The organism is Streptosporangium sp. NPDC050148 (genome assembly GCF_055586505.1).
Genome location: NZ_JBVJIA010000029.1, coordinates 59,350 through 79,164, shown reverse-complemented (window position 1 = coordinate 79,164; position 19,815 = coordinate 59,350). Strand labels below are relative to the sequence as shown.

General features: G+C 70.8%; 18 protein-coding genes. 6 read left to right on the top strand and 12 right to left on the bottom strand.

Annotated features, from left to right (window positions below; all coding sequences use genetic code 11):
* Nucleotides 1–55: 55 nt before the first annotated feature.
* The 8 genes from ACZ6RT_RS28335 to dacB form a co-directional block, all read right to left on the bottom strand.
* Nucleotides 56–496: a nuclear transport factor 2 family protein gene (locus ACZ6RT_RS28335; RefSeq protein WP_344892943.1), complete on the bottom strand. Its 441-nt coding sequence runs from the start codon at nucleotides 494–496 to the stop codon at nucleotides 56–58.
* Complete coding sequence (gene folP / locus ACZ6RT_RS28330) at nucleotides 493–1,344, bottom strand: dihydropteroate synthase (RefSeq protein ID WP_399189937.1); 852 nt, start codon at nucleotides 1,342–1,344, stop codon at nucleotides 493–495. Before folP ends, ACZ6RT_RS28335 begins: the two co-directional genes overlap by 4 nt.
* Before the next feature lie 269 nt (nucleotides 1,345–1,613).
* Entirely contained in the window at nucleotides 1,614–2,198 is a 585-nt protein-coding gene (gene folE, locus ACZ6RT_RS28325; protein WP_399189939.1) for a GTP cyclohydrolase I FolE, read from the bottom strand.
* A gap of 2 nt (nucleotides 2,199–2,200) precedes the next feature.
* Nucleotides 2,201–4,210, bottom strand: coding sequence for an ATP-dependent zinc metalloprotease FtsH (gene ftsH / locus ACZ6RT_RS28320; RefSeq protein WP_344892937.1), 2,010 nt, complete (start codon nucleotides 4,208–4,210; stop codon nucleotides 2,201–2,203).
* 297 nt (nucleotides 4,211–4,507) lie between these two features.
* Nucleotides 4,508–5,065: a hypoxanthine phosphoribosyltransferase gene (gene hpt, locus ACZ6RT_RS28315; protein ID WP_344892935.1), complete on the bottom strand. Its 558-nt coding sequence runs from the start codon at nucleotides 5,063–5,065 to the stop codon at nucleotides 4,508–4,510.
* Between the two features lie 11 nt (nucleotides 5,066–5,076).
* On the bottom strand, nucleotides 5,077–6,090 hold the full coding sequence (tilS, locus tag ACZ6RT_RS28310) for a tRNA lysidine(34) synthetase TilS (protein ID WP_470157109.1): 1,014 nt from the start codon (nucleotides 6,088–6,090) through the stop codon (nucleotides 5,077–5,079).
* 118 nt (nucleotides 6,091–6,208) lie between these two features.
* Nucleotides 6,209–7,300, bottom strand: a complete 1,092-nt coding sequence (locus ACZ6RT_RS28305) for a zinc-dependent metalloprotease (RefSeq protein ID WP_470157108.1) — start codon at nucleotides 7,298–7,300, stop codon at nucleotides 6,209–6,211.
* Between the two features lie 51 nt (nucleotides 7,301–7,351).
* Nucleotides 7,352–8,716 carry a D-alanyl-D-alanine carboxypeptidase/D-alanyl-D-alanine endopeptidase gene (dacB, locus tag ACZ6RT_RS28300; protein ID WP_470157107.1) on the bottom strand — a complete coding sequence of 455 codons (1,365 nt, stop codon included), beginning with the start codon at nucleotides 8,714–8,716 and terminating at the stop codon, nucleotides 7,352–7,354.
* Nucleotides 8,717–8,837: 121 nt separating this feature from the next.
* On the opposite strand from dacB, the gene ACZ6RT_RS28295 reads away from it, so the two are divergent.
* Nucleotides 8,838–9,347, top strand: a complete 510-nt coding sequence (locus tag ACZ6RT_RS28295) for an inorganic diphosphatase (RefSeq protein ID WP_399189947.1) — start codon at nucleotides 8,838–8,840, stop codon at nucleotides 9,345–9,347.
* A 97-nt stretch (nucleotides 9,348–9,444) separates the two neighbouring features.
* On the opposite strand, the gene ACZ6RT_RS28290 is transcribed toward ACZ6RT_RS28295, so the two are convergent.
* The 4 genes from ACZ6RT_RS28290 to ACZ6RT_RS28275 form a co-directional block, all read right to left on the bottom strand.
* Complete coding sequence (locus tag ACZ6RT_RS28290) at nucleotides 9,445–10,728, bottom strand: C40 family peptidase (RefSeq protein ID WP_399189949.1); 1,284 nt, start codon at nucleotides 10,726–10,728, stop codon at nucleotides 9,445–9,447.
* Nucleotides 10,729–10,907: 179 nt separating this feature from the next.
* Nucleotides 10,908–12,839: a sigma factor gene (locus ACZ6RT_RS28285; protein ID WP_470157106.1), complete on the bottom strand. Its 1,932-nt coding sequence runs from the start codon at nucleotides 12,837–12,839 to the stop codon at nucleotides 10,908–10,910.
* 158 nt (nucleotides 12,840–12,997) lie between these two features.
* The gene (locus tag ACZ6RT_RS28280; protein WP_399189953.1) at nucleotides 12,998–13,810 is read right to left on the bottom strand and encodes a hypothetical protein; all 813 of its coding nucleotides are present in this window, start codon (nucleotides 13,808–13,810) and stop codon (nucleotides 12,998–13,000) included.
* Between the two features lie 63 nt (nucleotides 13,811–13,873).
* A complete protein-coding gene (locus tag ACZ6RT_RS28275) occupies nucleotides 13,874–15,484 on the bottom strand; it encodes an ABC-F family ATP-binding cassette domain-containing protein (RefSeq protein WP_399189955.1) in 1,611 nt (536 codons plus the stop codon).
* Between the two features lie 286 nt (nucleotides 15,485–15,770).
* Here ACZ6RT_RS28275 and ACZ6RT_RS28270 point away from each other — a divergent pair, with 286 nt between their 5' ends.
* The 5 genes from ACZ6RT_RS28270 (at nucleotide 15,771) to ACZ6RT_RS28250 (ending at nucleotide 19,794) form a co-directional block, all read left to right on the top strand.
* Nucleotides 15,771–16,103, top strand: a complete 333-nt coding sequence (locus ACZ6RT_RS28270) for an RNA polymerase sigma factor (RefSeq protein ID WP_470157105.1) — start codon at nucleotides 15,771–15,773, stop codon at nucleotides 16,101–16,103.
* Nucleotides 16,043–16,369, top strand: a complete 327-nt coding sequence (locus ACZ6RT_RS28265) for a hypothetical protein (RefSeq protein ID WP_470157104.1) — start codon at nucleotides 16,043–16,045, stop codon at nucleotides 16,367–16,369. Before ACZ6RT_RS28270 ends, ACZ6RT_RS28265 begins: the two co-directional genes overlap by 61 nt.
* Before the next feature lie 302 nt (nucleotides 16,370–16,671).
* Nucleotides 16,672–17,265 (top strand): MarR family transcriptional regulator, encoded by a 594-nt coding sequence (locus ACZ6RT_RS28260; RefSeq protein ID WP_470157103.1) that lies wholly within the window; start codon nucleotides 16,672–16,674, stop codon nucleotides 17,263–17,265.
* Between the two features lie 5 nt (nucleotides 17,266–17,270).
* Complete coding sequence (locus ACZ6RT_RS28255; protein WP_470157102.1) at nucleotides 17,271–17,726, top strand: hypothetical protein; 456 nt, start codon at nucleotides 17,271–17,273, stop codon at nucleotides 17,724–17,726.
* A gap of 673 nt (nucleotides 17,727–18,399) precedes the next feature.
* Complete coding sequence (locus ACZ6RT_RS28250; RefSeq protein ID WP_470157101.1) at nucleotides 18,400–19,794, top strand: carbohydrate binding domain-containing protein; 1,395 nt, start codon at nucleotides 18,400–18,402, stop codon at nucleotides 19,792–19,794.
* Nucleotides 19,795–19,815 lie beyond the last annotated feature (21 nt).

The window sequence follows — 19,815 nt, the reverse complement described above, 5'->3', positions numbered from 1 at the left end:
CTGCCCCCGGCAGGAGGGAGATCGCCCTCACCGGGCCGTCCGCCGGCGCGCTCGCTCACGCGTCCTCCTCGTCCTCGTCCTCGTCGTCGCCCTGCAGCACGGGGGAACCGTGGTGCAGCCAGAGCCGCCACCCCGCCGACGTCCGCACGAAGGTGTTGCTCGCCACCACCTTGCCCGCGGCGAAGCTGGAATCACCTTCGTCGCCCGCGGTGAGGATGTTCTCCTCACAGGTGAGGACGGCGACGTCGCCGAGGACCATGACGCGGACGTCGGTCAGCACGAACTGGATGTAGGGCGTGTTGGCCATGATGAGCGCCCAGGAGCGCAGCACCTCCTGGCGGCCGTTCACGATCGGCCAGCCCGGATGCACGCAGCTGATCTGCTCGCCCTCGATGTCCTCGGCCCAGATCTCGGTCATCCGGTCCAGGTCGGCGTTCTCGATGGCGGTGTAGAACTCCTGGTTGACCGTCTCGACGGCGGTGGTGTCGACGCTCATGATCTCGCTCCCTGAACTGCGGCAGCCACACGGACGGCGTCCGCGTTCGGACGGACGTCGTGCACGCGCACGCACCACGCCCCCGCCTGCGCGGCGAGCGCGGTCACGGCGAGGGTGGCGTCGTCACTACGGTCGAAAGGGCGGGGCGTGCCGTCCGGGGCCGCCAGCAGGCGTCCCAGGAAGCGTTTGCGCGACGCCCCGACGATGAGCGGGTACCCCAGCTCGGCGAGACGGTCGACGCCCGCGATCAGCGCCCAGTTGTGCTCGGGGTTCTTGGAGAAGCCCAGCCCGGGGTCGAGCACGATCTGCTCCTCGCCCACCCCCTCGGCCAGCACCGAGGCGACCCGCTTGGCCAGCTCCTCGCGCACCTCGGTCACCACGTCGCCGTACACGGCCCGGCGGTCCATGGCGTGGCTGTGCCCCCGCCAGTGCATCACCACGTACGGCACGCCCGAGGCCGCGACCACCCGGGGCATCTCCGGGTCGGCCAGCCCGCCGCTGACGTCGTTGACCAGCCTCGCCCCGGCCTCCACGGCCATCTGGGCGACCTCGGCCCGCATCGTGTCGACGCTGACGACGACGCCCTGGCGGCTCAGCTCGCGGATGACGGGCCCGACCCTGGCCAGCTCCTCCTCCAGGGGCACCCGCGCGGCACCGGGCCTGGTGGACTCGCCGCCCACGTCGACGATGTCGGCGCCCTGCTCGACCAGATCCAGGCCGTGGCGTACGGCCTCCTCGGGGTCGAACCACCGGCCGCCGTCGGAGAAGGAGTCGGGAGTCACGTTGACCACGCCCATCACGAGGCACCGGCCCGCGTCCGGCAGCCCGGGCACACTCCACGTAGTCATGCGGACAAGCCTAGGCGTTGTCCGCCGCCCGCCTGTGTCGTGGGTCCGGCTTGCGCCATAACGAATCCGCACACCCGCCGCGGAACGTGCCACCCCCGGGCGTTCCCGGACGGGGGGCGACGAGACGGCCCCGCTCCCGGACGGGCGCACAGGGTGACGAGAGGCGCTTTTCCCGGACGGGCGCGCAGGATGACGAGACGCCGCCGCTCCCGGACGGGCGCGCGGGGCGAGGTCCGGGAGCGGCGACGATGATCGGAGAGGTGAGGCGGTCAGCGGATGATCAGGGCCATCGCCTCGGCGCGGGTCTTGTCGCTGCTGCGGAAGTCCCCGCGGACGGCCGAGGTGATCGTCTTGGCACCGGGCTTGCGGACGCCCCGCATGGTCATGCAGAGGTGCTCGCACTCGATCACGACGATCACCCCGCGCGGCTCCAGCACGTTCATCAGCGCGTCGGCGATCTGCGAGGTCATCCGCTCCTGCACCTGGGGGCGCCGGGCGTAGACGTCGACCAGGCGGGCCAGCTTGGACAGGCCGGTGACCTGTCCCTTGGCGTTCGGGATGTAGCCGACGTGGGCGACGCCGTGGAACGGCACGAGGTGGTGCTCGCAGGTCGAGTAGACCTCGATGTCCCTGACGAGCACCATCTCGTCGTGATCCACGTCGAAGACCGTGGTCAGCACGTCCTCGGGCGTCTGTCCCAGTCCGGCGAACTGCTCGGCGTACGCGCGGGCCACCCGGGCCGGGGTCTGCTGGAGGCCGTCTCGGTCGGGGTCCTCACCGATGGCGATGAGGATCTCCCGGACGGCGTTCTCCAGCCGGACCGTGTCGACCTGGAGCGGCTTGACGCCTCCCACGGTCAGTTCCCGTCCCTGGGCACCGAGTCGGAGTGACCCGTTCCCGCGGGCAGGGCGCCGTTGCCGCCGGCCACCTGCTCGCCCGCCGGGAGCGAGCCGTTGCCGGACTGCTCCTTGCGGGTCAGGATCGGCGGGCGGTTGGAGGGCAGCCGCTTGCCGTAGCCGGAGTAGGAGGGACGCTTCTCCTTGATCACGACCGGGGCGAAGATCTCCAGGACCTGGCTGCGGGAGAGGGTCTCCTTCTCCATCAGCTCCAGGACCAGGTTGTCGAGCACGTCACGGTACTCGACGAGGATGTCCCAGGCCTGGTCGTGCCCGGCCTCGATGAGGCGGCGGACCTCCTCGTCGATCGTGGAGGCGATCTTCTCGGAGTAGTCGCGCTCGTGGCCCATCTCGCGGCCCAGGAAGACCTCGCTGTTGCCGCTGCCGAACTTGCGGGCGCCGAGCTGCTCGCTCATGCCGTACTCGGTGACCATGCGGCGGGCGACGGAGGTGGCCTTCTCGATGTCGTTGGAGGCACCGGTGGTGGGCTCGTGGAAGACGAGCTCCTCGGCCGCGCGGCCGCCGAGCAGCATCGCGAGCTGGTCCAGCATCTCCGAGCGGGTCGCGAGGAACTTGTCCTCCATCGGCAGCGTCATCGTGTAACCGAGGGCGCGTCCGCGGGACAGGATCGTGATCTTGTGAACCGGGTCGGAGTTGGGCAGCGCGTGCGCGACCAGGGCGTGACCGCCCTCGTGGTACGCGATGATCTTCTTTTCCTGGTCCGACATGACCCGCGACTTGCGCTCGGGACCGGCCATCACGCGGTCGATGGACTCCTCCAGGAGCTCCATCGTGATCAGCTTCTGGTCGGCCCGCGCGGTGAGCAGCGCGGCCTCGTTGATCACGTTGGCCAGGTCGGCACCGGTGAACCCGGGCGTCCGGCGGGCGATGATGTCGAGGTCGACGCCCTCGGCGAACGGCTTGCCGCGCCCGTGCACCTTGAGGATGCCCTTGCGGCCCTCCAGGTCGGGACGGTCGACGGTGACCTGCCGGTCGAAACGGCCCGGGCGCAGCAGCGCGGGGTCGAGGATGTCGGGCCGGTTGGTCGCGGCGATCAGGATCACGCCGCCCTTGACGTCGAAGCCGTCCATCTCGACCAGGAGCTGGTTCAGCGTCTGCTCGCGCTCGTCGTGCCCGCCGCCGAGACCGGCGCCACGGTGGCGGCCCACCGCGTCGATCTCGTCGATGAAGATGATGGCCGGGGCGTTCGCCTTGGCCTGCTCGAACAGGTCCCGGACACGCGAGGCGCCGACACCGACGAACATCTCCACGAAGTCGGAACCGGAGATGGAGTAGAACGGCACCCCGGCCTCACCGGCGACGGCCCTGGCGAGCAGGGTCTTGCCGGTTCCGGGCGGGCCGTAGAGCAGCACGCCCTTGGGGATCTTGGCGCCGATCGCCTGGAACTTGGCCGGGGCCTGCAGGAACTCCTTGATCTCCTGGAGTTCCTCGATGGCCTCGTCGGCACCCGCGACGTCGGCGAAGGTGGTCTTGGGGGTGTCCTTGGTGATGAGCTTCGCCTTCGACTTGCCGAAGTTCATGACCCGCGAGCCGCCACCCTGCATCTGGTTCATGACGAACAGGAAGATCAGCACGATGACGACGATCGGCAGGAAGCTCACCAGCAACCCGACGAGGAAGTTCTGCTGGGGCACCTCGACGTTGTACCCGCCGGGCAGCTTGTTGGCCGCCCTGGCCGCCTGCAGCCTGTCGGTGAGCTGGACGCCCTGACCGGTCACCCAGGAGGAGTAGTAGCGCTTCTTGTCGGTGAGGGTGACCTCGACGCGCTGGTCCTTGTCGATGACCTTGGCGTTGGAGACCTTGCCCTCGTCGATCCAGCTGATGATCTGGGAGGTGTCTCGCTTCTCGTAGTTGCCCTCCCCACCCAGCATGGTGGAGACGAGAAGGAGCAGTACGACGATGCCCAGGATCCACAGCAGTGGCCCACGTGTAAATCGCTTGAGATCCATCCGATGCGGAACCCCGGCGGGCCCGTCCCTTCCTGACCAGAGCCTGGCAACCCCGGGCGAACCCGGGGTTCGCGGTATCCCTAACCGCTCCAACTGACTACCCCGGAGGGGGCCACAGGCCACCTCTTCGGTCGTCCGAAGGTACACCGGCGCGACGCGCGGAGTTACCGCGCGGTCCGCACCGGCTTTGCCTTACCAACGTACGTCAGGTAGGTCCGTGTTCCCCGCCGCTATGGGCAATGTCGCGTTTGTGAATGACACTCTTCGCGCAGGGCGTACTTTTCCGCCCGCTCCGCCTCAGCCGGCCCCGTACACGTGCGGGGCGAGGGTCCCGATGAAGGGCAGGTTGCGGTAGCGCTCGGCGTAGTCGAGGCCGTAGCCGATCACGAACTCGCCGGGGATGTCGAAGCCGATGTACTTCACGTCGATCGGCACCTTCACCGCCTCGGGCTTGCGCAGCGCCGCGCAGATCTCCACCGAGGCGGGATTGCGCGACCGCAGGTTCTGCACCAGCCACGACAGGGTCAGGCCGGAGTCGATGATGTCCTCCACGACGAGCACGTGGCGCCCCGCGATGTCGGTGTCGAGGTCCTTCAGGACCCGCACCACCCCCGACGACCTGGTGCCGGCCCCGTAGGATGACACGGCCATCCAGTCCATCTGCACGGGCAGGTGCAGGGCCCTGGCGAGGTCCGCCATGACCATGACCGCGCCCTTGAGCACCCCCACCAGCAGCAGGTCCTTGCCCGCGTAGTCCTCGTCGATCCGGCCGGCGATCTCCTTGATCTTGGCTTGGAGCTCTTCCTCGGGAATCAGGACCTTCGCGAGATCCCTGCCCATGTCGGCTGCGTCCACCTGGGATTTCCTTACGAAAAGGGGCTGTCCGTCTGTCTGGCGAATATCAGGGTGTCATACCGCCGGACGACGGCCACCCCCCCGGGCACCTCTATGCGCCGCTGCCCACGCCAGGCCGTCACCAGAGTGTCGATCTGCAGGACGTGCGAGGCCGCGAGCGTGCCGGGCGGGGCACCCGCGTCGATCACCGCCCGCCGCAGCACACGGCGGCGCACCGCCACGGGCACGCCCTCCAGCTCCGGTACGGCCACCGCCACTGCGCCGATATCGCTAAGAGCGCAATCCGGGACGGCCGAGCGGGCGTAGACCTCGTCCGCCCACGCGTCGAGCGCGTCGGCGTCGTCCCGGCACAGGTCCGCGGTCCTGGCGAGCGCCTCGGCCATCCCCGGGCCGAGCTCGTCCTCCAGGACGGGCAGCAGCCGCCTCCTGACCCGGACCCGGCTGTAGCGGGCGTCGAGGTTGTGCGGGTCCTGCCACGGGGTCAGGCCGAGCGCCGCGCAGGCGGCCACGGTCGTGACGCGGCCGAGACCCAGCAGCGGCCTGCGGTAGATCCCGGTCAGCGCGGGCATGCCGGCCAGCGAGCGGGTGCCGCTCCCCCTGGCCAGGCCGAGCAGCACGGTCTCGGCCTGGTCGTCCCTGGTGTGCGCCAGCAGCACGACCGCGGCGCCGAGCCGCTCCGCCGCCCGCGACAGGGCCGCGTACCGTGCCTGCCGGGCCGCGGCCTCCGGCCCTCCCGAGGTGCCCACCGAGACGGCCAGCGCCTCGGCGGGATCCAGCCCCAGGCCGGGCGCGAGCCCGACCACGTCGGCCGCGCGGTCGCCGGAACCCGGCTGCAGGCCGTGATCGACGGTCAGCAGCCCGGCGCGCAGCCCGGCACGGGGCGCGACGAACCCCAGCGCGGCGGCCAGGGCCAGGGAGTCGGCGCCGCCGCTGCACGCGGCCAGCACCAGCCGCCCCGGCTCCAGGTCGCCCAGCGCGAGCCGTACGGCACGGCGGACGTCGGCGACGGCGGGATGCGGACCCATGACGGCCATTGTCCGGCCTGCGGCGGGCGGACGTGCCGCCCCGCCGGTGGGTCATGCCGGTCCGGGCGGATGTGCCGGCCGGGCGTGCCGGCCGGGATCGACCGGCCGGCCCGTCCGGTCAGCCGACGGTGCCGCCCGCGGGGATGGCCGGGATGCCGATGACCCTGGCGATCCAGCGTTCCGGAGAGGCGATCTCGGCCTGGCTCGGCAGCGTCGTCGGCGAGGTCCAGATCTTGTTGAAGCCGTCGATGCCCACCTGACCCACGACCGTGCGGACGAAGGCCGACCCCTCGGCGTACTGCTTCATCTTGAGGTCGAGGCCGAGCAGCCTGCGGACCGTGCGGTCCAGGCGGGAACCGCCCTCGCGGCGGTGGTGGAACTTGGCGCGGATGTCGGCGACCGTGGGCACCACCGAGGGGCCCACCGCGTCCATCACGTAGTCGCCGTGCCCCTCGACCAGGGTCATCACCGCGGTGAGCCGGTCGAGGATCACCTTCTGCTCGGGCGTCTGGATGGCGTCGATCAGGTTGCCCTCGCCGCCCCTGACCACGTCGGTGAACGTCCCGGCGGCCGAGCGGAGACGCTCCAGCAGGACGGGCAGGTCGATGTCGGAGGCCAGCAGGAAGTCGGTCGTCTGCGACCTGACGTACTCGCGCAGCCAGGGAACGCCGGTGAACTGCACCCGGTGGGTCTCCTCGTGCAGGCAGACCCAGAGCCGGAAGTCACGCGGGTTGACGTTGAGCTCCTGCTCGGCGTGGACGATGTTCGGCGCGACCAGGGTCAGCCGCCCGGTGGGCGCCTGGCCGGTCGGGTCCGGCGGCAGGAACAGCTCGTACTGCCCCAGCACGCGGGAGGCCAGGAAGGCCAGCACCGCGCCCACCTCGACGCCGGTGACGCGCGAGCCCACCGCGCTCACGATCGCCGGTGTCTGGTCCCTGCGGGCGGCCATCCGCTCGGTGAACGGCTCCAGCACCACCCGGAACCCCTCGACGTTGGCCTTGATCCAGCCGGGCCGGTCGACGATGGTCGCGGTCTGCGGCGCGGTCTCGGTGTCGATTCGGGTGAAGTCGCGGACGTGCCCCTCGGCCTCGCGCGAGAGTCGTCGCAGATCGGCGACTGCCTGGCGGGCCTCCTCTCGGCTCACTTGCGGCCCGGGGCGCACCAGGCGCGTTCCGGTCGCTACGGCAAGATCCCAGTCGATCACCTGCATACCGTCCACCGTACGTGCTGTCCCGTCCGGCCGCGCACCCGGAGCCCGCGATCAGCCGGAGGCGACCACCGCGGCGAGCCGGTCCAGGGCCGCCTCCGCCTTTCCCCAGCCGGGCGGGACGTCGTCGGCCATGAACGCGAAGGTCACCAGGCGCCCGCCCCGCGTGGTGGTCATCCCGGCCAGGGTGTTGACCCCGTCCAGGGTGCCCGTCTTGGCGCGGATCAGCCCGTGGGCGGAGCGGAGCCGGTCGAACCGGTGTCCCAGGGTGCCGCTGAAGCCGGAGATGGGCATGCCGGCGACGATCGCGTGCAGGCCCGGACGGTCCGGGGACGCCGCCACCGCGACCAGGCGGGCCAGCGCCTCGGGGGTGATGCGGTTCCTCGGCGAGAGCCCGCTGCCGTCGAAGACCCGCACGCCCTCGGCCGCGCCGAGCCTGGCCAGCACCGCGCCCACGGCCGCGGCGCCGCCGTCGAAGGAGGCGGGCCTCCCCTCCTTGATCGCCACGTGCCGGGCCAGCGCCTCCGACAGGTCGTTGTCGCTGAGCGTGAGCGCCCGCTCGACCAGGGCGTAGACCGGGGCGGAGTCGACGCGGGCGATCTCCCGCGCGCCGGCCGGGGCCCTGGAGCGCCTGGCCGAGGACGAGACCTTGATCCCGTTCTTCGACAGCAACGACACGAACGCGGCGTGCGTCGCGCGCGAGGGGTCCGCGACCCGGCCGCTCTGCCCGGGCGAGACCCTGCCCTCGTCGAGCATGAGCGCCGTGACCGGGGCGACGCTGCCCTCGGGCACGTACCCGGGCTTCCACGTCGCGGCGGTACGCGGACCGGTGTAGAGGAAGTCGTCGTAGGCCACCGTCACCCTGGCCGTCCCGGCCGCCTTGAGCGCCCTGGCGGTACGCGAGGCGAGCGTGGCGAGCGTGGCGGGCCGGGGATGGACCTGGCGGGCCGCCGCCCGGGGACTCGCCAGCGTGGGGTCGCCGCCGCCGACGAGGACGATCGTGCCGGGCGAGGCCCCCCGCACCACGCGGGTGCTCAGCCGGGCGTCCGAGCCCAGGGAGGCCAGCGCGGCCACCGAGGTGACCACCTTGGTGGTGGAGGCGGGGGTGATGCCCTCGCCTGCGCCGCTGCCGAACAGCACGGCGCCGCTCTGCGCGTCGAGGACCGCTGCGCCGACGCTTCCGCCCAACGCCGGGTCACCCAACGCCTTGGTCAACCGCTGCGCCAAAGTACCCTTGGCAGGGAGAGGCCCGTTCCCCCCCGCGGCCAGCACCGGACCCGCGGTGATGACCGGGACGGGGGGCGGCTTCGCCGACGCCACCGGCTCCGGCTCCCTGCGGACCAGCGCATCACCGGTGAGCAGGTGCGCGCCGGCCGCGACGACGAAGATCTGCAGCAGGACGAGAGTGACCAAGGCCACCCACCGATCACGCCGCATCACGCCGCCGACCTCTCATCGTCCATAACCATCAGGCATAAAACGCTTACGAGACATTAACGCCCAACCGGGGGTGCCCGGAGGGTTGAGTGGAGGAACCGCGGTGGAGTTCGACGTTCTCGTTGAGATTCCCAAGGGGCAACGGAACAAGTACGAGGTGGACCACGAGTCGGGCCGCATCAGGCTCGACCGCATGCTCTTCACCTCCACGCAGTACCCCGCCGACTACGGCTTCATCGAGGACACCCTCGGCGAGGACGGCGACCCGCTCGACGCCCTGGTGCTCCTGCAGGAACCGACCTTCCCCGGCTGCCTGATCAAGTGCCGCGCGGTCGGCATGTTCCGGATGACCGACGAGAAGGGCGGCGACGACAAGGTCCTGTGCGTCCCCGCCACCGATCCCCGGATGGAGCACATCCGCGACATCCACCACGTGCCGGAGTTCGACCGGCTGGAGATCCAGCACTTCTTCGAGGTCTACAAGGACCTGGAGCCCGGCAAGTCCGTCGAGGGCGCCAACTGGGTCGGCAGGGTGGAGGCCGAGGAGGAGATCGTGCGCTCCATCAAGCGGGCCGCGGACGAGGTGGCCGGCGGGCACGCTCCCGGCCACTGAACGACGGCCACCGAACGACGGGCACCGGACGACGGGCACCGGGGCCGGGACATCCGACGGGACGTCCGCCGGACGTCCACCGGCGGGTCCCGGGCCGTCAGACCGGACGGGTCGCGCCGACCAGATCGCTACGCCACATCGGCGCGACCCGGACCACGTCACCCGTCTGCGGGGCGTGCACCATCAGCCCCTGGCCGATGTAGATCCCGACGTGGTGGATGTCCCCGGGGTTCCGGGTGATCTGACCGTAGAAGAGCAGGTCGCCCCGGCGGAGCTCGCTGAGCGGGACGTGCGGCCCCGAGGTCCACTGGGTGCCGGTCCAGTGGTCGATCCTGATCCCGACCCGCTCCCAGGCCCGCATGGTCAGCCCCGAGCAGTCGTAGGCGGCCGGGCCCGCCGCCGCCCAGACGTAGGGCTTGTCGAGCTGGGTGAGCGCCCAGTCCGCGGCGATGTCGCCCCTGGCCGACCCCGCCGCCACGTTCAGCGCCCAGCGTGAGGCGTTCTGCCCCGAGGCCACCCGCGCCCGTGCCGCCTCGCGGCGGAGCGCCTCCTGCTGGTACCGGGCCCGCTCGGCGTTCTCCCTGGCGATCCTGGCCCGCTCCAGGGCCGCGGCGCGCTCCCTGGCGATCAGGTCGGCGGCGCTGCGCGCCTCGTCGGCCAGTTTCTCCAGCCGCGCCTGCTCCCGCTCGATCCGCCGGGTCTCCTCGACCTGTTCGGCCACGGCCTCCTCGGCGGCCCGCTTGGCCTCCTCGGCCGCGACCGCCGCCTCCCGCTGCAGGGCGTAGGCGTCCTCGGCCTGTTCCCGCAGGATGGCGAAGACCTCCTGGGCCTCGCGCAGCTGTTTCAGCCGCTCGGCCTGGCCGCCGCCCATGTGGGCCAGGATGCTGGCCCGGCGCAGGTAGCCGTCGTCGGCGGTGCCGCCGCCGGCCAGCACGGTCATCATCGGGTCGCTCAGGTCGACACCGCCGTAGTTCTGGGTGGTGATCGCGGCCACCGCCCGGCGGGACTCCTCGACCTCCGAACCGGCGGTCCTGGCGCGTTCGGCGGCCTGCTCGGCCACCTCCCTGGCGCGGGTCGTCCTGACCAGTTGCCCGTTGTAGGACTCGACGAGCCGCTCCGCGCGGATCGTCAGCGCCTCCAGCCTGGCCTGCGCCTCGGCGACCAGGGCCGTGGCGGTGCCGAGCCGCTCACCGCGCTCGCGGGCCCTGGCCCGCGCCTCGGCGACCTCGGCGGCCGACGGGCCCCGCACGCCGGGCGCGACGTCGTCGGGCGGGGCCGAAGGACCGGGCACGGCGCCGGCGGGGAGCCCCGGCCCGGTGATCAGGCAGCAGGCCAGGCCCGCCACCGCGGCGACATGACGGCGCCGTCCGATTGAACGCATGCGTCTCCCCCCGGAGTCCCCCGTGAAATACCGCGTGACGCGGTGCCGCCCCCCAGAGCGGCGTGCCGACCGCTCAGGCGGCCTCTCTCAGCATTCCCGCCGATCACTCGAAGCACACATGACGCTCACGCACCGTGACGACCGCCTGCCACGACACCCCCGTCCGCGGGCCCGCGGTCTCATCCGTTCGGGCCGGTACCGCCCCCGGTACGCGCCGCGTCCCGGCCGGTGGCGCCGGGACGGGTGGTGTCACGGGCGACGTCCTGGCCGGTGGTGTCCGGGCGGGTGTCGGGGCCGGTCGTGCCGGGGCCGGTCGTCTCGGGGCGGGCGGTGTCGGCGCGGGCCGTCTCCTCGCGGGCCATCCCCTCGCGGGCCGGGCCGGCGGGAGCGGATCCGGGACCCCCGCCGGGACGGCCGGTACCGGCCCGGCCTCGGCCGTGGCCTTCCCGCCGCCCGGAGCCGGTGTCCGGGGAGGCGGCCGCTCCCCCGCGGGACCGGTGACCGCCGGACGCGGGCCGGGAGTCGTCGTGCGAGCGTCCCGCCTCCCGGCGCCACCGCCGGGCGCCGTCCGCCGGGAGCCCTCGTCCCGCCCGTGGGGAGCCCGGATCCGCCCGGCGGGACTCCGGCCGCCCGGACGGCCGCTGGACGAACTCGCAGAAGCGCGACGACCGGTGCCCGTGGTGGTGACGATGCGGGAGGCGGCCCGGGGGGCGGTGCGAACGGCGCCCGTCGGGCCCGGACTCCGAGGACGGCGGCGCGGGCGGGAGCCGTACGGGTGGCGGGGCCGGAGGGTCCACCGGCGGGGGCGGGCCTCCCGGCCGGTCGGGCGGGCCGTCACCGGGCGGGCGCGGGGACTCGCGCGGATCGTCCGCCGGAGGCTCGGCCGGGTTCCTGGGGGAACGCTCTGCGGGGTTCCTCGGGGAACGCTCGGCCGGTGACACCGGATCCTCGGCCGGTGACGCCGGATCCTCGGCCCCTTCCCCGGCCGGGCCCCGCCCCGGGGGCCGCGAGCCGTCCCGCGGCCCGGATCCGGTGGTGCCGGACGACCACGCCGACCCCAGCGAGCCGACCAGCTCGACGGCCGACCCCTCGTCGGCGTGACCGGGCAGGCCCCCTCCCCTGCCGGGCTCCCACGGCCGGTCGCCGGACGGAGGTTCCACCACCGCCGGGAGACCGCCCGCTGCGACGCCGGGGCCCGCGGGGTCGGCCAGGGACTGCACGACGACCAGGACGATCGCGGCCGCCGCCGCGGCGATCGCCACCGCCGTCCCGGCCGCCACGCGGGACCGGCGCGCGCGGGGAGACCGGCGCGCGGGGAATCCGGCGTCGTCCAGGGGGCCCGCGCGGTGGGCGACGTCGCGCCGGTAGGGGACCTGGGCGGGGTCGCTGAAGCAGTCCATCACCCGTTCGCGCAGGGCGGGCGGCAGCGTGTCCACCGGGAGCAGGTCGAAGACCTTGGCCGCCGAGACCTGCCTGACCCGGTGCGGGGCGCAGGTGTCGCACCGGTTCACGTGCCGGATCACCCGCTCGCGCGCCTCCGCGGTGAGCTCGCCGCCGAAGCCGGTCAGCAGGCGGGCCCGGCTCGCGCAGTCGTAGGGCCCCTTGCGGACCAGGACCTCGGCGGTGACGACGTCGCGCAGACGTTCCCTGGCCGATTCGTACAGCGCTCCGGCGGCCTTGGTGCCGACGCCCAGGACCGCGCCGAGGTCGAGGGGGCCGAAACCGTGCCGGCAGCTCAGGTCGAGGACCTCACGGTCGCCGGGGGACAGGCTCCGGGTGGCGTTCCAGGCCATCACCCGCAGGTCGGCGTCGCCGCCGGTGACCTCCGGGGCGGGGGCCCGCGTCCCGGGCGCCTCGGCGAGGGCGCGCCGGACGCACTCCTGCCGGGCGAGCGCGTACAGCCACGCCTCCAGCCGCCGGGGGTCGGCGAGGGCGTGGACGTGGGCCTCGGCGGCGACGAAGGCGTCGAGGAACGCCGCCTGCGCGTCCTCGGGGGTCGCGAGCATCGAGCGGCAGTAGCGGTAGACGCCCTCGGCGTAGGCGTCGTAGAGGGCGACGAGGGCCCCGGGGTCCCTCGCACGCAGGGCTTCGACCAGGACACTGTCAATCATGTGACCGACGGTAAAGGATCCGTCACACCACGTTCCAGTGGTTCACCGACAATGACGGGAACTGTCTCCGGCCGGTCAATCGAATCCGTAAGAATGACCTTTAGAATTGCAGTAATAAATATTGATGAATGGTTTTATGACCGAATCGTTCGCCTCGGTCAGGGCCCCATGACCCCGGCCAGCTGCGCCTGCCTGCCGCGGTCCTTGGCGAACGGCGGCATCTTCGGCTTGACCGTGTGCAGCGGCAGCGCGCCGCCCAGGGCGAGCTGCTCGAAGGGACGGCTGCTCGACCCCCAGGTGCGCGCGGTCACCTCGGCCGAGGCGATGTCGCGCGGGTCCTCGACGCTCCTGATCTGCAGCACGAACCGTCGCCGCTCACCCGCCTGGACGTTGTCCACGAAGGTGCTCCCGCCCCCCAGCAGCTTTCCCTGCCGGTCGCGCAGCAGCGCGGTGACCGCCAGGCTGCGGGCGGGCATCACGTACGGGGTGCCGACGTAGCCGGTTACCAGGTAGTCGCCGTCGGTCGTGCGGTCGGTCAGCACGTCGTACACCGGGAAGGGCTGGAAGGCCGAGACGATCCGGCCGGCCCGGTGCCAGCGGGCCGGGCGGTAGGAGACGTTCACCGCGACGGGCCGCTCCTGGGTCACCACCTGGCCGGTGAAGGGAAGGACGCCGCCCGGGGGCACCGCGTCCAGCGGCTGGTCCAGCCGGACGACCTCCTTGCCCTGGGAGTCGCTGGCGACGACGGTGGCCACCACGTGCTCGCCGAAGTGCCACGGGTTGGCGTTCGCCAGGACCCCGGCCCAGTTCACCACGTACCCGTCGTCGCCCTTCACGATGGACGACGCCTGCTCCCTGACCGCGAGCGGCTGGAGCGGCGCGACCGGATCCTTCTCCTCGCCGGAGCATCCGGGGCCTCCGGCGAGCAGCAACAGGGCCAGGGCCGCGACGATTCGGGTGCTGTGCTTCACCTAGCCGTGATAACCGGCCGGGCCACCCCTCCCACCCCGACACGCCGACGGCGGCCCGACTCTTTACCTCTGCCGGACCACCCTGGTCTCATCCCATACCGGTTCAGATGATTCGTATACCTTTCCATCGGAACCGAAGACCAGATACCGGTCGAAGTCATCGGCGAACCAGCGGTCGTGGGTGACCGCGACCACGGTCCCGTCGAAGGCGTCCAGCCCCTCCTGCAGCGCCTCGGCACTGGCCAGGTCGAGGTTGTCGGTGGGCTCGTCCAGCAGCAGCAGCGTGGTGCCCGACAACTCCAGCAGCAGGATCTGCAGCCGCGCCTGCTGACCTCCGGAGAGGGTCTCGAAGCGCTGCTCGGCGATGCTCCCGGCCAGCTCGTAGCGGGAGAGCGCCTTCATCGCCTCGTTCTTGAGCCGGGCGTGCTCGGTCATCACGATCTCGCAGGGCGTACGGCCGAGGAGTTCGGGGCGGGCGTGCGTCTGGGCGAAGTGACCCGGCACGACGCGGGCTCCGAGCCTGGCCACCCCGGTGTGCCGGACCTCCTCACCGGCGATCAGGCGCAGGAAGTGCGACTTGCCCGAGCCGTTGGAGCCCAGGACCGCCACCCGCTCGCCGTACCAGATCTCCAGGTCGAACGGCTTCATCAGGCCGGTGAGCTCGAGACCCTCGCAGATCACCGCCCGCTTGGCGGTCCGGCCGCCCTTGAGCCGCATGCTGATGAACTGCTCCTTGGGGGCGGCCTCGGGCGGCCCGGCCTCCTCGAAGCGGCGCAGCCGGGTCTGGGCCGAGTGGTAGGCCGCGGCCATGGTGTCCATGTACTTGGCCTTCTGCTTGAGCATCAGGACCAGCCGCTTGATCTTGGCGTGCTCCTCGTCCCAGCGTTTCTTCAGCTCGTCGAGCCGCTCGTTGCGCTCCCGGCGCGCCTGGGCGTACGAGCGGAAGCCGCCGCCGTGCACCCAGATGTTGCCGGACTCGACGGTGATGATCCGGTCGGCCGCGTTGGCCAGGAGCTGCCGGTCGTGGCTGACCAGCAGCACGGTCTTGGGCGTGTCCCGCAGCGCCCCCTCCAGCCAGAGCTTGCCCGGCACGTCCAGGTAGTTGTCGGGCTCGTCGAGCAGCAGCGTCTGGTCGGGGCCGCGCAGCAGCGCCTCCAGCACCAGCCGCTTCTGCTCGCCGCCCGACAGGGTGTTGACCTCGCGGTACTTGCAGTCGTCGTAGGCCATGCCGAGCGCGGCCATCGTGCAGGTGTCCCAGAGGACCTCGATGTCGTAGCCGCCCGCGTCGGTGTAGTCGGTGATGGCCTGCGCGTAGCGCATCTGCGCCTTCTCGTCCTCGCGCTCCATCATCACCAGCTCGGCCGCCTCCAGCTTCCCGGCAGCCTCCCGTACGCGCGCCGGGGCCACGCTGACCAGCAGGTCGTGCACGGAGCGGCCGTCACGGATGCTGCCGATGAACTGCCGCATGATCCCCAGGCCGCCGGAGCTCGCGACGTTGCCGTCGACCGGCTGCAGGTCACCGGCGATCAGCCGCATCAGCGTCGTCTTGCCCGCCCCGTTGGGACCGACGAGCGCCGCCTTGACCCCCTCGCCCACCCGGAAGGAGACGTCCTCCAGCAGCGGCCGCCCGTCCGGCAGAACGTACGTCAGATGGCCGACCTCAACGTGTCCCACGGCTATTCCCTTTCAAAAGGTCCTCGCGCAGGGTACATGCCGCTTTCACGGTCCGGCATCCCGGTTTCCGGCCGGTACGGCCCGGCGAGCGGGCCGTCACACCCGGGCGGGCGGGTCTCCTCGGTGCTCGTGCGCTGGCCGCCCCTCCCCGAGGCGCGTCACCGTCGGGCCGGACGGGATCCCGCGCGGGCCGCGTCGTGTTCACGAACGAGCATCGCGTCTCCCGGCGGCGAGAACCTGTTCCGGCTCTCCGGGAGACAGCAGGCATGGAACCACGAGGATCGAGATGACCGCCCAGCCGGTGGACACGGATCAGGCGGACGACGCCGAGCTGATCCGCCGCTCGCGCGACGACCCCGAGCAGTTCGCCGCGCTGTTCGACCGCTACGCCCGCCCGATCCACCACTACGTCGCCCGGCGGCTGAGCACCCAGGCGGCCGACGACATCACGGCGGAGACGTTCCTGACGGCCTTCCGCCGTCGCGACTCCTACGACCGGCCCGGCCGCCTCATGAGGAGTCCAGGGAACAGCGGCTCTTCCAGGCGATCTACCAGCTCATGGGCGAGCAGGCACTCAGCCCCGAGGTGCGTGCCGCCCTGTTCCGCGCACTGCCCTTGATCGAGGGAGTGACCGTACGTCCCGATGCCGTGGACGCCGAGGGCAGGCACGGGATTGCCTTCAGCCACACCGACGACTGGGCACGCTACGAACTCATCCTGAGCCCGGACGACTTCCGCTACCTGGGGACGTACGGGGTCACCGTCGCGGACCGCACGATGAGGTACACGAACGTGGACCCGATCTTCGTGCCGGCGGGCACCCCTCTCGTGCTCAGCGCCCAGCTGGAAACCCACCTGGTCGACAAGGCCGGGCAACGACCTTAGGACACTCTGGCGACCCCCTTCCGAGCAGGAAGGGGGTCGCGGTTCGCAGGCAGACCGCCCTTGAGATGTCCCGCAACCATTCCGTCGTCCTTCAAAGGGTCCTCTGTCCCTCAAAGGGTCCTCGCGCAGCGTTGCCCACCGACCTCGCCCTGCGGGCACTCGGATTTTCCGCCGGTACGGCACGATATCGCGACCGGCGTCACCCTCCGGCAGCTCCCTCGCTTCCACGAACAGGAACGCTTTGAGATGGATCGATGACACAGCGCTACTAGTATGCTATAGCTGCATAGTACTATTCATCTATGAGGGAAATTCCGCCGTTGTTGCTTCCCCTGTTCCGGTCCAACGCCGTCGGTGAACTACTCGCCTGGCTGTATCTGCACCCGGAGAAGGAGTACTCGACGACCGATCTCGCCAAACGGACAGGTGTGTCCCAGCCGACCGTGAGCCGTGAGATGGACCGGTTCGCCGCCGCCGGGCTGACCGAAGAGAGACGGCACGGCAACCTCCGCCTCATCCGTGCCGACACCGACACGATCGTCGCCAAGCCGCTCACCGACCTGCTGGCGGTGACCTTCGGCCCGGCGGCCGTCCTGCCGCCCCTCCTCCAGCCGATCCCGGGCATCGACGAGGCGTACATCTACGGCTCCTGGGCCGCCCGGCACGCGAATCAGACCGGACCGTCCCCGCGTGACATCGATGTCCTCGTGGTGGGCGCCCCGGACGAGGACGAACTGTACGACGCGGCACGAGCGGCAGAACGCGTTCTCGGCCGCGAGGTGAACATCAACCGGATCTCGCCTGCGTCGTGGCACGCCGACCAGGGCGACCCGTTCGTGACGTCCCTGCGGAACAAGCCCCTCCATCTTTTGATTCAGAACCGGAGAACACCGTGAGATGGATGCAGGGACGCGACCGGATCGACGCGATGCTGACCGCCGGTCAGTTGGAGCGGGTACCGCCGAGCCGGGAACATGCCGATACCATGATCGCCCAGGCCGAGCGGCACATTGTTCTCGCCCGCAGCGGTGTCGGGACAGACCCCACAGGGGCCTACCAACTCGTCTACGACGCCTCGCGGAAGGCTCTCGCGTCGATCCTGGAAAATCAGGGCTTACGTGCCACAAGCAGGGGCGGGCATCTCGCGGTGCTGGACGTGGTGACGGCTCAGTTGGATCCTCCGCTCGGACAGACACTCCGCTCCTTCGACCGGATGCGCCGCCGTCGCAACAGCGCTGAATATCCACGCCCAGACACCCCGGAGATCACTCCCGATGACGTGCTGCAGGACCTGGAGAAAGCCGAGCTGCTCATAGCCCTCGCCGCCAAGGTATTAGGCCAGATGAGCCCGTACTGAGATGCCCGCGAGAGTTCCGAGCACTTCCCAGGGGTCACGACACCCACGTCGGACGGCCGACCTCAACGTGTCCCACGACTATTCCCTTTCAAAAGGTCCTCGCGCAGGGTACATGCCGCTTTCACGGTCCGGCATCCCGGTTTCCGGCCGGTACGGCCCGGCGAGCAGGCCGTCACCCCCGCGGCGAGCGGATCGCCCCGGTGCCGGTGAGCCGGTGAACCCTTCCCGGGACACATCGCCGCCGGGCCCACCGGGCCCACCGGGCCCGCCGTCACGTCGCACGACGGCCGAGCATCCGGGTGGCCGAGAGACCGGCGACCGTCCTCAAGACCCTCGGTGACCGCAGTTCAGAGCCACGTCCGCTGGACTTTCGCCGTTCGCCACGAGACCCCTGTCGGTCCATCGACTCCGCCATACGGCACAAAACGCATGAATCACCCTTTTCATGGACATGAGTGATTAAATCAACATAAGCCGCCCTATGGGGATTCTTAAGAAAAAGACAGCCGACCGAAACCGTTATCAGCACTACCTTTTTGATTGCGGCAAACCCGATATTCGGGCAAGACCGCACGTTTATTGATTAGTCCGAAAATACTGAAAATGAGGTATTTGTTTCGTCGGTGGCGCTGATTACTCTCCCGATCATGGGTTCTCAACGGGAGGAACACCTTTGTCACTGAAACTGCGTCGCATCATGTCGGCGATCGCCGCGGGGGGACTCGTCGTCCTGGCGATGGCGAGTCCGGTGGCCGCATTCGCGCCGCCGTACCTCGACGAACCCACCGGTCCGTACGCACTGCCGGTGGACGCCGCCGTTCCCAAGCGTGGCTGCACCACGACGCTGTCCGACCCCAAGAACGCGAGCGGGAGCACCCCGGCCATCCAGGTGATCTACGCCTGGCACGACGGCGGCGGGAACAACTACGAGACCCACGTCGAACAGATCGCCAAGCTGGTCGACCGGATGGACCTGGAACTGGACGAGTCCACCAACTACGACCAGCACCTGAAGCTGAGCTGCCGCACCGGCTACGACACCGGCACCTACTCTGGTTACGCCCGCGCGCTGGTGGTACCGGAGAAGATCGAGGCCGGCGTGATCGGCGGCGAGACCACGGTGGACAAGATCACCGATGATCTCGGCGCGGCGGGGTACGACAACGCCAACCGCAAGTACGTGGTGTTCGAGGACTTCAACGGGACCGCGACCGCCTGGTGCACGACGACGTGCGCGGCGACCGCCGACGAATGGTCCAGCGCCACCCAGCTGCACGAACTGATCCACCTCGGCGCGGACGGTTTCTACGTGGACCATCCCAAGGTCACCGAGGCCGTCGACCACCTCAGCTATCCCGACGTCATGTCCAACCCGAGATACGACTGGCAGCTGGACCATGACTTCAACAACTACTACGACCCGAGCGAGACCACGGCGACCTTCTACACCGGCAACGAGGCCGGTGACACCCGCAAGGTGAACGTCGCGGCCTGGCCCTACTTCACCACCCCCACCTGCTGCGACATCGGCTACAGCAACGACCTGCTGACCGCGCAGGAACGCACCGTCGAGGCCGACGCGCCGTACGCCACCCCGACCGGGTTCAGCGTCTCGGGCGGCGGCTGGATCCAGGTGACCCCGCCCGGCCCGACGTCACAGATCTCGGCCAAGCACTACGACGGCCGCCGGTCGCTCACCATGAGCGTGCAGTCGCACGCCGCCGGCGTCGTGTCGGTCACCCGCAAACCCGCGGTGACCGCCGGCCAGACCTACAGGTTCTTCGCCAAGATGACCACCGCCACCTCCGGCAACGTGAAGCTGCGCCTGTCGTGGTACAACTCGTCCAACACCCTGATCTCCGCCAGTGACGGTCCGGCCATCGCGCTGACCGGCACCTGGACGGAATACCGGCACAGCGCGACCGCCCCGGCCGGAGCGACCGGCGTCCAGATCTCGGTGGTCAGCCCCGCAGGCCAGACCTTCGCCTACCAGCTCGACTCCCTCCAGCTCAACCACTGCAACAACGGCAAGACCGCCGACGGCTGCCGTCTGGACACCTGGCAGTGACCTCCGGGTGACGAACCGACC